Consider the following 16,046-nt stretch of genomic DNA (forward strand, 5'->3'; position numbering starts at 1 on the left):
GCCACATCGGCGCCCTCCGAATCGAGAGGGTGCCATGTGTCGGACCTGCATCTTCTGAAGCTGCATCTTCTGAAGCTGTGCCTTCTGAAGCTCTGCCCTCTGAAGCTGTGCCTTCTGAAGATGTGGACCCCTGATAGTGTGGTTCACAGGGAAAGCCAAGCGGGGGGAAGATATTGGTCTGTCACGAGTGCGGATTCAACAACAAGGAAGGCGCTGCCGTCTGCGCATCCTGTGGAAGTCGGCTGAATTCATCCGAGCGATCTCGGATTTCTTCGAAGCATCAGCATCATGATGGCGATGGCGATGACCCACAGCCGCAGGGCATCGCCGGGCTGAACGAGTTCGAGGACACTCAGCCGCATAATCCTTTTGAGGATTTCGATGAGTTCGGTCAACAGACGGATGCGGCGCATTCCTCGTTGAAACCGGCAGAGGATGGGGTGGATGCGGCGCAAGCGTCGCATCCGGTACCTTGGGCTTCGGTCAAGCCATCTGCCCCCTACCCAAGCAGCGTCGCAGCGCACAATGCGTTTGCGAATGCAGCATACGGTGTGAACTCCCAGAATCTTGCGGATCTCGTAAGTCCTGGGCATCCCAAGGACGCCGACGCTTCAAGGCAGGTGGACGATCAAAATGCTGCGAGTCAGATGCGCGGGGAGTCTCCCGAAGGTGCGGTGAGCGATGTCGGACATCCGGATTCGCGAAAACCACCTTCCTCGACTGCCGCGCAAGCCCATAGCAGCATTGAGCCTGCGCAAGGTCTCTCTCGATTCCAGCATCCCACCGGAATCCAATCCATCGAGACGCAGACACCTCAGGCTGGCCTTGGATCTGCAAACCGCAACAGGCTTCTTGCCATCGTCGGGATTGTGGTGGCCGCCGTCATTGCCGTCTGCCTTATCCTGATCGTCATCGCCCAGCATGGGTTATTGAGTGGCGACACCTCACGCAGGTCGTCCACAGTCGGGATCTCTCAGTCGAAAACCAACTCCTCGCAAGCTTCAGACACAGTGTTCAACGCGAAGAAGCTCAATGGGATCATTGCAGGATTCTCCGACGTGGATGCGGCAGTTGCAGGTAAGGACATCAACGGGAGCGATGCCTATGCATCGAAGCTTTCCAAGACGAAGTTCGTTGCAGCGGGCCTCTACCTTCCCATCTATCTGGATGCGCACTCGGGCAAGAATCCTGATTCGATAAGCGCGTCCGACATCATGATGAACACGATGAGCAACGATGACGCCAACACTGCCATGGCGGACCTTGGGGGAGCCGACGCGGTGACGCAGTGGCTTCATCAGAATGGGTATCCATCATCGGAGATAGGGAGGAATTTCGGTGATGTCGCCGCATCGAGCAAGGGACTGGAAAATTATTCCACGGCCGCAGACTCCGTGGCGATGCTGGTCGCTACCGAAAAGACAGGCGGCATGAACCTTATGACATACGATGTGACGGCGGATGGCGTGAAAGTGCCAGATGGCATGCAGGTCGCGGCGCATCGGGGTCAGGGAATCAAGAATGCATACAACTATTTCATGATCGTCAAGGAGAAGGGGCATACGATCGCGCTCGCAATCCTCACAAGGAACCAGAGCGAAGACTCCGTGACCTCCCTCACTTCCAAGGTGCTTGCGTCAATAGACTCGACCATTGCCAAATAGTCGCAGTCAGAGGATGCCGGGAGCCTGAATCTGCATCCGTCCTGGTACGACGATGCATCGGTCCGGATACGTGTGTGCAAGTGACCGATACAGTTTCGCCCGCCTTCCCGACCTTCCCTTCCAAAGCAGCCATGCAAGGAATTCGAGATCGATCTTGTCGTTGCATCCAAGCGTCATGTCGGGACGGTTCGTATGTCGGTAATGCAATCTCCGCCGGAGCACCCTTCGCAGACAGGTGATGCGGTTGACGTTCAGGATGATGATGCAATCGGATTCCCGCATCCTCCTCTCAAAGGCGATATTCCTATAATTGCCCTCGATGACCCACGTCGAATGTGAATCCATGAAGTCCTCAACCTTGCGGGAGGCATCTTGATTGCCGCGTTCCTGCCAGCCAGGCAGCCAGTGCACCATGTCAAGATGAAGGACGGGGCAGGAGCGTTCAGAGGCGATCCTTCTGGCAAGCGTCGATTTTCCCGAGCCACTGTATCCGAGAATTGCGATGCGGCGAGCATTGCTCGGAACTGTCACCACACTGGAATGCGGGTATTCGCAGTCTGCGGTGGATGTCCGCGCGGATTCCTCACTGTACGCACTGTTGCGGTCACCACTGCGCTCACCACTGTGGTCACCACTGCCTGATTGCCTGCGAAGGACTGATTCCGCATCCTCATCGTCAGGTTGCCTCTTCATCGATAATGCTCCATCAATTCGCTCATCCTCTTGCCGAATGTCATGTTTTCCCTGCAGGAAGAAGTGAAGACAGCGTTCCGCCGATGCAGGACTAGGGATCCTGACAATCATAGCCGAAGCCTGCCGTGCGGTTCTTCCATGGCTTGCCGCCATGCATCATCCGGCCGGCTCGCCTGCATCGCATCGTCTATGGGAGAAAAAGGGAAGATCGACGTGAATGTGACATTGGGACATATATACTCTCATGTGTCATAGGAATCATTCATGCTGGGACGGTTCGAAGAGTGCAGTTGCCTGATGGGCGAGCGCGCTTCCTTGCCGAGGGAGGGCTATGTTTTCGCTGCTTGTTGGTTTGGTCATAGGATTCGGCCTGCCGCTGCAGACTGCCATCAATTCGCGTCTGCGCCGCATTGTTCGTTCCCCGCTGGTGTCCTCCATGATCTCATTCTCGGTCGGAACGCTGTTCCTTGTTGCCATCCTGATACTTTCCAGGCAGGGATTGCTGATTTCGGAAGCCACCATCGCGCATCAGCCATGGTGGATCTGGATAGGCGGAATTCTCAGTGTGGTGTATCTGACGGGGAACATCGTCCTTTTCCCTCATCTTGGCGCCGCTCAGACCGTGATCATGCCCGTCGTCGGACAGTTGTCGATGAGCATGCTCATCGACAACTTTGGTTGGTTCGACTCGCAGCGTCATCCTCTCACGGTCATTCGAGTCATCGGTGGCATCGTCGTCCTGCTTGGCGTCCTGTTGGTGGTGTTCACGAACTCGGCGAGAAGCGAGCTGAAAATCCAGAAGTCCCATGCGTCCGTGGACGAGCGCAGGCCACGGAATTCGACATCGGCTCTGCCCTGGCAGATCGCAGGCGTGGTCACGGGGATGCTGAGCGCTGCTCAGACGGCGATCAACGGTCATCTCGGCACCGTCCTTGCCTCGCCGGAAAAGGCCGCATTCATATCATTCCTGGTGGGAACCGTCGCATTATGGATAATCGTAGCGGCATATGAGCATGGAATTCATGTCAAGCCGGCATTCTCGCGGAAGAACCCTTGGTGGGTGTGGATTGGCGGTGTGATCGGTTCGCTTTTCGTCCTTGGAAATGCATACATGGTTCCAAAGATTGGGACAGGCCTTACCGTTGTGGTGGTCCTTTTCGGCATGATCTCCGGGGGACTGGTGGTCGATAGCTTTGGCTGGCTGGGTGCAAGGCGGATCTCGGTGCGACCGGTTCAACTGCTCGGTGTGCTTGCACTGATCTGTGGAGTCATCCTCATCAAGCTGTTCTGAGGTGTCACTGCCGGGCGGGTGACAGTTGGGATTACGGAATGGTGTTCTTGCAAGCACCTTCACCCATGCGCACTCCAACTGGCAGCAAATCCATGCATGGCTACAGGATGAGAGCCAGCATTGAGAGGCACGGATCGATAGGTGTTGCTGTATATCATTCCATGCCTCTGCCACGGACCTCTGCTTCATTGCTGAGATGGTGGGGGTTACCATGCTTGCTGTGTGGCGAAAAAACGCTGCCAGAATGAGAATGCCTTGGGTGAGGCAATATCTCTCATGACAAAATCGGATCCGAGATCCATCACCTTCGGAACATTTGGATCATATTCCTTCCATTCAGGAAGACCATCTCCATTCGGGTCGCCAGTGGCGATGAAGTTCACCCAGTACGCTGATATGATTTTTGAAACCCTGACATCCTCAGCTGTCCAATTGCGGCTGAACCTGTTCAGATTATCAAATGCGTATGTGATCTCCGAGCCATGGAAGGCACGACGTTGTCCGGATCCATCTGGTGTCCTGTGTGTCCAGAAATATGTTCGAACAGGCCTATTGCAATGTTTCCTCCATTCCTGTGCCCAAAGAAACGATGAAATTCTTGCGTTATCCCTTACCGCGCGACTATCTGCTGCAGCCGCCTCGTCGTCATTTGAAGCGGAATACACACTTAAGAACTCATCGGCCATATCGCGGTACTTGTACTTTGCCGCTCTGACAAACGATTCCAGCGTCACGTGGGTGGGAGGGCGCCCAGGACGCCATCTCTCATCTTTCTGCTTCTCGCGTGCGTCTGTTACGCATTCTGTTGGAATTGCGCCGCTTTCGTCAAGATTGTTTCCGACGATGTAATCGACGTCATTCTGTTCACCGCTGGCATAGGTATATTCAAAGCCGTGAGGAATGGACCATCCGTCGACAACTGGTCTGAATAAGGGTGGTTTCGAGTCGCTGCCGGTATTGATCTGGATATCTCCATACAGCTTGCTGTCGGTCAGCTCTTGCCACGGCACTTCCCTCAGCCTTTCGAGAGTTGGAGCCTCATCTGTGGTGCACAGCCTACGCACAAATCTTTCCCCTGCGTCTTCGGCCTCGATAATGTTCCGATAGGAAGTCGATAGGTAACGAAGTTCCGTGTCTCGACTGTATCTGGCATGGCTCTGTGCAATGACTCGCTGAAAGAGTCCTTTTGCCAAGGGAGACATGGCCAGGAAATCGCAAGTCCCAGCGCCTGCAGACTGCCCGGCAATCGTCACATTGCTTGGGTCTCCTCCAAAAGCCGCGATATTCTCATGAACCCATCGCAAAGCTGCGACACAATCCAGAAAACCATAATTGCCAGAGACGCCATGAGGTGATTCGGAACTGAGAGATTGCGTTGCTAGGAATCCAAGAATTCCAAGACGGTAGTTGAAATTCACAACGATGATTCCCCGCTCGGCCATGCTCTCCCCATCAAAATTCGGATCAGCTGAGGTTCCCTCTTGAAATCCGCCCCCATATATCCATACCAGCACGGGTTTTGGCCGTGTGCCAGATGCGGCCCAAATGTTCAGATAGAGGCAGTCTTCATCCATGGGAAGATTCATGGCGCTGATTTCCTGTGTGTTGAGTTGTGGGCCCACAGGCCCAAATTCAAACGCCTTGCGAATGTCGTTCCATGGTTCCGGTCTCTGGGGCTCTTTCCAGCGCAGACTGCCTGTGGGCGGTTTCGCATAAGGGATGCCTTTGAAAATCCTGATGCTGGGATTCTTGCCATGGATTCCTTGCAGCGGACCATAATTAGTGGTGACTGTCAAATTGTCATTTTCGTCTAACATGTGTAGTTTGCCTTTGATCGAGTGTCATTGAGAGTGTGTTATTGGTTGTTGGTCATGGTGGTGGTTCTGGCGTTGATGGTCTTCTGCAGGAAGAGCATGGTGACGATGCCCACCACGAGGGCGACGCTCATGATCTGCCACATGGCCTGGTATCCCAGGGTCTGGGCGATGTAGCCGCCGATGATCGGACCGATGATGTTGCCCAGGTCGCTTCCTATGAAGTTGGTGCTGCTGCCGGCGCCGCGCCGCTCCTGGGGCACGAGCTTCATGGCCATGGACTGCAGCACGGGCTGGCATCCCCCGTAGCCGAATGCGAAGAACACCGCCGCCAGGAGGAACATCCACAGCTGCGTGGAGACGCTGATCAGCCAGAAGGAGACGATGAATATGCCGAGCATGGGGACGATGATCGCGTATCCGAACCTGTCCGCGAGCTTTCCCGACAGGGGACGGGTCAGGAACAGGAGCGCCGCGTACACGGAGAAGAAGAAGCTGATGTTGCTGCCCACGCCCTGCTGCTCGGAGTAGATGGCGAGGAAGGGGTTCACCAGCGCGTAGCAGCCCGACAGGAGGATCATCAGGAATGCGGGGATCAGCGCCTCCTTGGCGATGATGTTGTTGAACGTGAGCTTGAACTTCTTCACCACACGCGGGGGAAGCTTGATCTGGGAGGCGGCGAGGATGCCGGCGAACATGACCAGCGCCGCGATGAAGAACACGGGACGGTAGCCGTAGGCCGCCTGCACCTTCAGCGACACCACCGGACCGACCATCTGGGCGATGCCCGCAGCCAGCGCGTAGAACCCCAGACCGGTCCCCATCTTCTCACGCGGCAACGTATCAGCCGCCATGGCGATGAAACATGTAGTCGAGAACGCCTGTCCTGCGCCTTGGAGGAAGCGTGCGGCGAAGAGTTCGGGCACGCTGCCGACGACGCCGTAGAACACCATCGCCACTCCCATGACCGCCATGGCCGCCATCACCACATAGCGACGATCCAGCGCATCGATCGTCGGACCCGAAAATAGCTTGAACACTATTGCCGCCCATGCGAAGGCACCCGACACCATGCCGACTATCGCTGCAGTCGCACCAAGGGAATCGGTGTATTTGCCTATCAGCACATTGCACATTTGCAGTGCGATGGAGACAAAGGTGTTGGCTAGGCACACACTGATAAACGACCTATTCCATATGCGTTCAAAAGTTTGGATAGTAGGAGTCTTCTCTCGCGGCTGGGGAGAAGAGCCGTCAGCGTTTGTCATGATCTGATCTCCTTTGATCGGTTCATATATGAAATAATATACGATTTCATATATGAAGAATAGTTGAAGGTTTCAGGAAAGTCAAATGACTATTGCGACAGATGAAGATGATGGTGAATAGGCCAAAGCCTATACACTATAGATTGTCGTGACAATGCCAAAGAAGGATGATGATGGACGCAAGCAGAGTTGCAGTGGTATCCGAGAATAAGGCAAATCGTGCTTACAAGGAACTTCGGAATGCCATATTAAGCGGCAGATTCGTCCCAGGCTACCGAATCGTCATTTCAGATCTTTCGAGGAATTCCGATATCAGCGCCAGTCCGTGGCGCGAGGCGATCATGAGACTTCAGGCTGAGGGCTGGCTGGAAGTCACACCAAACGTCGGTGCCCGCGTTGTGGAGCCGGGATTGAATGCACACCGTCAGACAATAGAATTGCTGGCCCGATTGGAAGGTCTTGCGACAATCCTTGCCATACCTAATCTCACTGACGCTGACATGCAGGCTCTTCACAGCATTGATTCGAAGATGCTGGAGAATCTGAATGTCAGGCTTGATGCAGAATTCACCAGGCTCAATCGTGAGTTCCATGAGATTTTTTACGCCCGTTGCAATTTCGATAGGTTGAAAGAGGCGATACGCGGCGAGATCGAGCGCTTGGACTTTATCAAGAAGAACGTTCAATTCGACTGGGATGAACGGATGGAACGCAAGCCACGCTCCGTTGAGGAGCATGAACATCTGCTGACTCTGATCGAGTCTCAGGCTTCAAGCGTGGAGATCGAAGACTATGCAAGGCTGCACAAGCTGAATGCCTTGGCGTTCCGTCATCATATGCAGAAGGATTAGGGGATTGGGTTTGGGTATGGTTGCTCGGTCGGAGTCATATAATATATGATTTAATATATAATATAAACCGTACTGATGAGGTTTCAATGGTGAAGTCTGATGATGCGATATCTGCTGTGGGGGAGATGCACATATGGAATAGGTCGTTTATCAGTGTGTGCCTAGCCAACACTCTGATGTCGATTGCCTTGCAGATATGCAATGTAATCATTGGCAAATTCACCTTCAGCCTTGGTGCGACTGCAGCGATAGTCGGCATGGTATCGGGTGCCTTCGCATGGTCATCCATCGTATTGAAGGGTATTTCGGGTCCGACGATCGATGCGCTGGATCGTCGCTATGTGGTGATGGCGGCCATGGCGGTCATGGGAGTGGCGATGGTGTTCTACGGCGTCGTCGGCAGCGTGCCCGAACTCTTCGCCGCACGCTTCCTCCAAGGCGCAGGACAGGCGTTCTCGACTACATGTTTCATCGCCATGGCGGCTGATACGTTGCCGCGTGAGAAGATGGGGACCGGTCTGGGGTTCTACGCGCTGGCTGCGGGCATCGCCCAGATGGTCGGTCCGGTGGTGTCGCTGAAGGTGCAGGCGGCCTACGGCTACCGTCCCGTGTTCTTCATCGCGGCGCTGGTCATGTTCGCCGGCATCCTCGCCGCCTCCCAGATCAAGCTTCCCCCGCGTGTGGTGAAGAAGTTCAAGCTCACGTTCAACAACATCATCGCCAAGGAGGCGCTGATCCCCGCATTCCTGATGATCCTCCTGTCGGGCTGCTACGCGCTGGTGAACCCCTTCCTCGCCATCTACTCCGAGCAGCAGGGCGTGGGCAGCAACATCAGCTTCTTCTTCTCCGTGTACGCGGCGCTCCTGTTCCTGACCCGTCCCCTGTCGGGAAAGCTCGCGGACAGGTTCGGATACGCGATCATCGTCCCCATGCTCGGCATATTCATCGTCTCCTTCTGGCTGATCAGCGTCTCCACGCAGCTGTGGATGTTCCTCCTGGCGGCGGTGTTCTTCGCATTCGGCTACGGGGGATGCCAGCCCGTGCTGCAGTCCATGGCCATGAAGCTCGTGCCCCAGGAGCGGCGCGGCGCCGGCAGCAGCACCAACTTCATAGGAAGCGACCTGGGCAACATCATCGGTCCGATCATCGGCGGCTACATCGCCCAGACCCTGGGATACCAGGCCATGTGGCAGATCATGAGCGTCGCCCTCGTGGTGGGCATCGTCACCATGCTCTTCCTGCAGAAGACCATCAACGCCAGAACCACCACCATGACCAACAACCAATAACATGAAGGGTGTGATTGCGGGTGCCAGAAGCGTTGAAAATACGTCATGGTCAGGAGATCAAGGATTGTATTTTAGCATCGAATTGGTGACCTTTTACCGTGCTGACGATCGAGCATCTGTTGATTCATCAGGGAGAACGCGTGTCATTATTCCATGTACATTACGTCGCGAAGATTTGAGATTGCGCTTGTAATACAATTATCGAATGGCAAGCATCAAAGACGTTGCTAGAAGATCTGGGGTTTCGATCAGCACGGTTTCGTATGTATTCACTGGCAAGCGTTCCGTCAAGCTGGAGACGAGGATACGGGTGTTCGAAGCTGCGCGTGAGCTTGGATACTTTCCCAATGTCGGCGCTCAGATGCTCAGGAATGGCAGGACGCACATCATCGCCCTGAGCTCTCCGATCCATTCCTATACGAACTTCACGAATTATGCAGCCTTCTTCTTTGAAATGGTGAGAGCTGCGCACAGGCATCATTTTCATGTGCTGCTGTTCGCAGGGGAGGACGAAGACGAGCAATTCGTGCGCTTCGCTGACTCAAACCTTGTGGATGGGGTGGTGCTGCTGGACGTCGCATGGAATGACGAGCGAATACAGAGGGCGAAGCTGGCAAGCGTCCCTTACGTCTCCATAGGAATGCCGATGGATTCTGAAAACCTGATAGCGGTGGATGTCGATTTTGAGGAAGTCGGCAGGGTCGCCATCGATCGGCTTGCTGAAAGCGGTCACAAGGAGATTCTGTTCGTCGGTTCGGATCAATCCGTGGATTCGAAGTCGAAGGACGTCACAGAATCGAACTACCTGCATAGAATCACCGCTTCGATACAGGCGCAGGCCCGGCGGAGGGGCATAACGGTCCACAGCGTGCTGACGAAAGGCGATGATTATTCTTCGGTCAGATGTCTGCTTGCCGATACCTTTGACCAGCATGACGAGATCACTGGAATGATCACTCAGACAAGCATCGAATTCGTGAATAATGCAATCGGCGTATTGCAGCTCATCGGACGTCCGATTCCAGAACGGACTTCGATCGTTTCTCTTGCAAGCTATGGAAAAACCGAGATGTTGCCCGTCCAGATAGACGAGATGCCGCTGCTTCCCGCGGCTGTCTGCTCAAAGGCCATGCAGCTTCTCATAGGCGCGTTGGACGGCGAGGCTCCGAGAGCCGGTCATATCGAGCTTCTGCATCCGACATACATCGACAGGGGATCCATTCGAAGGGTCTGAGCATCGGCATGGGTTTCGATTATCGTCGAAACGATTCGACAATGGGATTTGGCATATTTAGGATATGAGCTACTAGAAGTCAACAGGGTTGTTGATAGCTAGGGAATGATGCATATCAGGATCAACTGAGTCAGAAAAGCACCGTCGCTTTTACCCTAGGAGAATGAAATGCCAATGAACAGAATAAGAAAAATGGTAACGGCTTCAATCGCAGCGCTCACCACGGTCACTCTTTTAGCGGCCTGTGGAGGTACTTCGGGGAGTACGGCACAGGAGTCGAAGCCTTCGAGCATAACGATTTGGACATATGAGTCCGCGGATTCGGCAATGGGCATCGCCTGGAAGAAGGCCATGACCGATTTCACCGCGAAAACAGGGATCAAGGTCAATTATGAGCTGAAATCCTTCGAGCAATTGAACGCGAACGCGTCGCAGGTCCTGAATTCCTCAAGCGCTCCCGATGTCATGGAATATAACAAGGGGAATGCGACCGCGGGAGTGCTCGCCAGCCAGGGCCTTCTGGCAAATCTCAACAAATACGTCAAGCAGTACGGCTGGAACAAGATAATCACCGGGAATCTTGCAACGACTGGAAAGTACAGCGACAAGGGGGTCATGGGTTCAGGCAACTGGTATGGCATCACCTCATATGGCGAAGATGTCTTCATGTATTACAACAAGTCCATGTTCACGAAATATGGGATTGCGATTCCCACCACATTCGACCAGTTGGAAACCGCGCTTGCGGCTTTCAAGGCCAAGGGAGTGACGCCACTCTCGGAGGCGGCGCAGGAATACCCGCTGGGGCAGCTGTGGTGGCAGCTGTTTCTGATGAAGGCGACGGAATCGCAGATAAACGCCTACCAAATGTATACAGGGGACGTCAACTGGAATTCCGCTGCAATGAAATTCGCGACCAACACGATCAATGACTGGGTCGCCAAGGGCTACATCTCAAAGAATTCCACGGGCATGAAGGCTCAGGATGCAGGAGACAGCTTCACCAATGGGACCAATCCCATGTTCTTCTCTGGAACATGGTGGTTTGGCACCTTCGAATCCCAGCTCAAGAACAAATTCGAATGGACCACAGCGACCTTCCCCGGCGCCGAACGGGTTCCGGGCTCGTCGGGAAACATCTGGGTCATTCCGTCGAATTCCAAGAAGCAGGATGCCGCTGCCGAATTCATCGACTACACCTTGCAGCCTGACATTCAGACACTCATGGGCAACTCTGGCGGTGTTCCGATAAATGCCGATCTGGACAAGATCACCGATGCGAAGAATCAGGAGCTTCTCAAGCAATACAAGACAGTCCTGAACGGCGACATGCTCGGATACTATCCGGATTGGCCAACTTCGACGATGTATGACGACATGAATTCAGCCTTGCAGAACCTTGTCAACGGGACCACGGATACCAGTCAGTTCCTGTCAACCTTGAAGACAAAGTATGACAAGGGAGTCGAGGCGGCGGGGGTCAAGTAGGCATTCCCAGGGCGCAAAGGCGCGTTCCCAAATCCGTTCGGACTATCGAACGCGCCTTTTCGATTGAAAGGACATCTTATGGATGCTTCATCGGTTAAGAAAGACACAGGCATGTCACGTATCCCGGGTAATCCATCCCGACGATTCTTCATCTATCTGGTCCCGGGAATCGCAATGCTGATCTGGATCGTAGTCATTCCGACGGTATGGAACATATATCTGAGCTTCACCCAGTATCGTGGCATACGTCCACCAATCTGGATTGGTCTCGAGAATTGGAAAAGTCTGCTGCACGACCACACTTTCTGGGTATCGTTCGGAAACTCGATCTGGATGATTCTGGCTATGGTGGTCATACCGATCGTAATCGGCCTGCTGCTGTCGTCCCTGATATTCGATGTGATACAGAAGAAGTTTGGGGCTAGGATGGCGAGCACCTTAAGAGCGGTCTATTACATTCCTCAGATACTTCCCATCGCGGTGGCATCCTTGGCGATGGGATGGATACTGAAGCCGCAGGAAGGCGTCGTCAACGAACTGCTCAAGGCCGTCGGGCTGGGAGCCCTTCAGCAGAATTGGCTTGGCTCTCCCCGAACAGCACTCATCATGCTGATGCTCATCATGATTTGGATTCAGCTTGGATATCCGGTGGTCATCTTCCTATCCGGTCTTCAGCGGGTCGATCCGGAGCTATACGAGGCAGCGAGCTTGGATGGGGCAGGATGGTATCAGCGATTTCGCGTCATAACGCTGCCTGCCATCACTCCGGAGATCTTCGTGGTTGCGCTTACCTGCACCATCGCCGCGCTTAAGGTATTCGCACCGGTATACATGCTGACCACAGGCGGTCCCGGCGATTCGACGATGGTGCCTTCCTATTATTCCTACTCTCAGTTTTTCCAGACCCAGCAGGTAGGCTATGGCGCTGCGATCTCGACGGCCCTGGCCGTAGTGATCATAATCGTTGCAATCGTCTTCACAAGAATTCAGCAGAACTCTGAGCAGAAGAGTGAGGAATAACCATGACTAGCGTTGGAATCAAGACTCGAGATGCAATACGTCGTCCAAGGAAGCATCGCTCCGGAGGTGAATGGGCAATACTGGCATTGCTTATCGTCGGTGGGCTCATCATGCTGTTCCCCTTGCTTGTCATTCTGCTGAACGCCTTCAAGTCCGCGACCGACTATGCGACGAACGGGCCGTTGGGGTTTCCGAGGGAATTTTCGCTCAAGGGAATCCAGACGTTCTGGAATGCGACCGAATTCCCTTGGAGGATCTGGACGTCGGTGTGGACGTCCGGACTTGTGGCGGCATTCGCCGTCGTGCTGTCGTCTCTCTCCGCCTACGCACTGGGAATAGGTCGTGTCAAGGGCAGATCCTGGATCGTTCTGTTGATCATGCTTGCCAACATGATGCCCCAGGAAGCGCTTCTCTATCCGTTGTACATGATGTTCAAGAGCATCGGGCTATATGATTCGGATTGGGCGATTGTGATCATCTTCACCGTTCTGCAATCGGCATTCGGAACCTATTTGCTCTCGTCTGTCTATGGGACCTTTCCCAAGGCGATTCTCGAAGCGGCCACCATCGATGGCGCAAGCAGATGGCAGATTTTCCATAAGGTGGTGTTGCCGGTCTCCAGGCCGACGCTTTCAGTGCTGCTGGTGTTCTTCTTCGTCTGGACATGGAACGAATACATGATTCCCAACGCCTTCCTCATCTCAAGCAGGACCCAGACAGTGCCGATAGCATTGTCCACGCTTTCCGGCCAGAACATGATGGATGCCACCACCACTGCGGGCGCATCGTTGATCAGCATCGTTCCGACCCTCATCTTCTTCCTCATTTTCCAAAAGACACTGGCCCGTGGCATCACCGTTGGTTCGGTGAAGTAGCGAAAAGGCCATATTCGACATTTCGATATTCGATATTCGACGCTATACAAGAAAGACGATCATTGTGAAATTCTCAAACGGCTATTGGCTGCGCAAAGAGCATGTATCTGCGATATTCGCACGCCAAATCCATGAGGTGGCCTCAAGTGCCGACGGGCACTCCATGGATATCCTGGTTCCTTGCGCATACCTCAACGATAGAGCCGACTCGGTGAATCTGCCTGCGTTCAACGTGCATGTCTCGTCCCCCGCAGAAGGTGTGATCCGCGTCCACGCATCTCATTGGAGGGGCGCTCGCTGCGATGAAGGGTTTCCCTTCGAAGATGAGGACTATGAGTCAGGAGCGGTTGCATCCTGCGACGGAAGGACGGTCTTCTCGAGTGGTCCGATGTCGTTGGAAGTCTGCGACGGTGCGGCATGGGGGATGCGATTCTGCGTCGATGGTACCGTGATAGCGCAGATGGCGGAGAAATCACTTGCACGATATGTCCTCGATGCCCAGGCCTCCGTCTCGTCCTCGCCTGCGGGTGATGAATTCTCCCCAAGCCTGTCTGGTCTGGCGAAGGATGAATCGGATGCATTCACCGCTGTGGGACTCAGCATCAATCCGGATGAGACGATCTATGGATTCGGGGAACGATTCGGGCCATTTGTGAAGAACGGCCAGTCAATCGACATCTGGAACATGGATGGTGGAACGGCGTCGGACCAGGCCTATAAGAACGTTCCGTTCTATCTCAGCTCGGCCGGATATGGAATCCTCGTCAATCAGCGGGGCCATGTCTCCTTTGAGGTCGGTTCGGAGAACACGAATGAAGTTCAATTCAGCGTCCCTGGCGAATCGGTCGACTTCCTCGTCTTCTACGGGCCGACTCCGAAGCGGATCCTTGACCGTTACACGAGACTGCTTGGCAGGCCGGCGATAGTGCCTGCATGGTCGTATGGTCTGTGGCTGACCACCTCATTCACGACGGAGTATGATGACCAGACCGTGAATGAGATGGTCAAGGGGATGTTCGACAGAGGCATTCCTCTGAGCGCGTTCCATTATGACTGCTTCTGGATGCGGCAGTTCCATTGGACGGATTTCACCTGGGATAGCGAAAAATTCAAGGACCCGAGGGAGACTCTCGCCCGCTTGCACAATGACAGGAAGCTTCATGTATGCGCGTGGATCAATCCCTACATCGCACAGAATGGAAGCATGTTCGATGAGGGGAGGGATCGCGGATATCTTGTTCGAAGGCCGGATGGCGAGATATGGCAGACGGATCTTTGGCAGGCAGGCATGGGACTTGTCGATTTCACCAACCCAGAGGCGTATCGGTGGTTCCAGGGGAAGGTTCGCGATCTTGTCCATATGGGCATCGATGCGATCAAAACGGATTTCGGCGAACGAATACCCACGGATGTCGCTTGGTTCGATGGATCGGATCCGCAGATAATGCATAATTGGTATACGCAGCTCTATAACCAGGCGGTGTTCGAAGTCCTCGAGCAGGAACGGGGTGTCGGCAATGCCGTGCTGTATGCTCGATCGGCAACCGCCGGCGGGCAGAAGCAGCCAATACATTGGGGAGGCGACTGCGAATCCACCTTCGAAAGCATGGCTGAGTCTCTGCGCGGAGGTCTGTCGTTGGCCTCGTCAGGCTTTGGATACTGGAGCCATGACATCGGAGGCTTCGAGGGGGAGCACCCGGATTCGTCGGTGTACAAGCGATGGGTCGCCTTCGGTCTGCTGAGCTCTCACTCACGAATGCATGGTTCGAAGGCCTATCGGGTGCCTTGGCTGTTCGATGAGGTGGACAGGGACAAGGGTCTGAGCGTGCCGGACAATGAGAGTGCGGTTGCGGTCGCTCGTAAGTTCACCCATCTCAAGCTTGACCTGCTGCCGTATCTCTATGCCGCGGGAGTCGAGGCCCATGAGTTCGGCACGCCGGTGATGAGACCCATGTACATGGAGTTTCCCGACGACCTGAACGCCCGCAACCTCCATCAGCAATACATGCTCGGGCCCTCGTTGCTGGTGGCGCCTGTCTTTACGTATTCAGGTGATGTGTCTTACTATCTTCCCGCAGGCTGCTGGACTAACTGGTTCTCTGGGGAACAGGTCAGCAGCGAGACAGGAATCTGGCGACATGAGCGGCATGCCTTCGATTCGATTCCATTATGGATCAGGGATGGCTCGCTTATCGTGACCGGCAGGAACCACGATTCTCCGGAATATGAGTATGGACGCGATCCGATCATCATTGTGAGCTTCTCAAGGCATCATGCTGAGGACTCGCTGTCTGCCGTGGTCACGGAATCGGACGGCGGCAAGGTGACGTTCACCGCGACCCGTGACGGTGACGGAGTCCGGCTGAGGAGCTCGGATTCTCGAGATTTCACCGCACGCGACGTTCTGGGGCAGGAACGGCGCTCGCATGGTGGGGAGCTTGTTCTCTAGGTCAGCTGCAACAAGGAGTATTCCTGGCAAGACAGTTCCCATGTTGTGCCACAGTCCAATGAGCGGGCAGCCCTTCCTTGGGACACTGCATGAATGGCGTCATGGCGAAT

The 16,046-nt window shown here is 54.5% G+C and carries 12 protein-coding genes; 9 read left to right on the forward strand and 3 right to left on the reverse strand.

Annotation, left to right across the window (positions count from 1 at the left end; all coding sequences use genetic code 11):
• Positions 1–173: 173 nt before the first annotated feature.
• Positions 174–1,664, forward strand: a complete 1,491-nt coding sequence (locus QN062_RS08855; protein WP_369341438.1) for a serine hydrolase — start codon at positions 174–176, stop codon at positions 1,662–1,664.
• 6 nt (positions 1,665–1,670) lie between these two features.
• Here QN062_RS08855 and QN062_RS08860 read toward each other — a convergent pair whose 3' ends face one another.
• Positions 1,671–2,357: a hypothetical protein gene (locus tag QN062_RS08860; RefSeq protein ID WP_369341439.1), complete on the reverse strand. Its 687-nt coding sequence runs from the start codon at positions 2,355–2,357 to the stop codon at positions 1,671–1,673.
• A 331-nt stretch (positions 2,358–2,688) separates the two neighbouring features.
• On the opposite strand from QN062_RS08860, the gene QN062_RS08865 reads away from it, so the two are divergent.
• Entirely contained in the window at positions 2,689–3,648 is a 960-nt protein-coding gene (locus QN062_RS08865; RefSeq protein WP_369341440.1) for a DMT family transporter, read from the forward strand.
• Between the two features lie 206 nt (positions 3,649–3,854).
• Here the strand turns inward: QN062_RS08865 and QN062_RS08870 are convergent, their stop codons facing one another.
• Positions 3,855–5,465, reverse strand: coding sequence for a carboxylesterase/lipase family protein (locus QN062_RS08870; RefSeq protein WP_369341441.1), 1,611 nt, complete (start codon positions 5,463–5,465; stop codon positions 3,855–3,857).
• A 38-nt stretch (positions 5,466–5,503) separates the two neighbouring features.
• Positions 5,504–6,730, reverse strand: coding sequence for an MFS transporter (locus QN062_RS08875; protein WP_369341442.1), 1,227 nt, complete (start codon positions 6,728–6,730; stop codon positions 5,504–5,506).
• 194 nt (positions 6,731–6,924) lie between these two features.
• On the opposite strand from QN062_RS08875, the gene QN062_RS08880 reads away from it, so the two are divergent.
• From QN062_RS08880 to yicI, 7 genes are all read left to right on the forward strand, one after another.
• On the forward strand, positions 6,925–7,581 hold the full coding sequence (locus QN062_RS08880) for a GntR family transcriptional regulator (RefSeq protein ID WP_369341443.1): 657 nt from the start codon (positions 6,925–6,927) through the stop codon (positions 7,579–7,581).
• Between the two features lie 176 nt (positions 7,582–7,757).
• Positions 7,758–8,870: an MFS transporter gene (locus QN062_RS08885; RefSeq protein WP_369341444.1), complete on the forward strand. Its 1,113-nt coding sequence runs from the start codon at positions 7,758–7,760 to the stop codon at positions 8,868–8,870.
• 205 nt (positions 8,871–9,075) lie between these two features.
• The gene (locus QN062_RS08890; RefSeq protein ID WP_369341445.1) at positions 9,076–10,104 is read left to right on the forward strand and encodes a LacI family DNA-binding transcriptional regulator; all 1,029 of its coding nucleotides are present in this window, start codon (positions 9,076–9,078) and stop codon (positions 10,102–10,104) included.
• A 174-nt stretch (positions 10,105–10,278) separates the two neighbouring features.
• Positions 10,279–11,592, forward strand: coding sequence for an ABC transporter substrate-binding protein (locus tag QN062_RS08895; RefSeq protein ID WP_369341446.1), 1,314 nt, complete (start codon positions 10,279–10,281; stop codon positions 11,590–11,592).
• A 111-nt stretch (positions 11,593–11,703) separates the two neighbouring features.
• Positions 11,704–12,612 carry a carbohydrate ABC transporter permease gene (locus QN062_RS08900; RefSeq protein WP_369341447.1) on the forward strand — a complete coding sequence of 303 codons (909 nt, stop codon included), beginning with the start codon at positions 11,704–11,706 and terminating at the stop codon, positions 12,610–12,612.
• Positions 12,613–12,614: 2 nt separating this feature from the next.
• Entirely contained in the window at positions 12,615–13,487 is an 873-nt protein-coding gene (locus tag QN062_RS08905; protein WP_369341448.1) for a carbohydrate ABC transporter permease, read from the forward strand.
• A 64-nt stretch (positions 13,488–13,551) separates the two neighbouring features.
• The gene (gene yicI, locus QN062_RS08910; protein ID WP_369341449.1) at positions 13,552–15,936 is read left to right on the forward strand and encodes an alpha-xylosidase; all 2,385 of its coding nucleotides are present in this window, start codon (positions 13,552–13,554) and stop codon (positions 15,934–15,936) included.
• The last annotated feature ends 110 nt before the right edge of the window (positions 15,937–16,046 follow it).

Source organism: Bifidobacterium sp. WK012_4_13, assembly GCF_041080835.1.
In the GTDB taxonomy this organism is placed as follows: Bacteria; Actinomycetota; Actinomycetes; order Actinomycetales; family Bifidobacteriaceae; genus Bombiscardovia; species Bombiscardovia fermentum.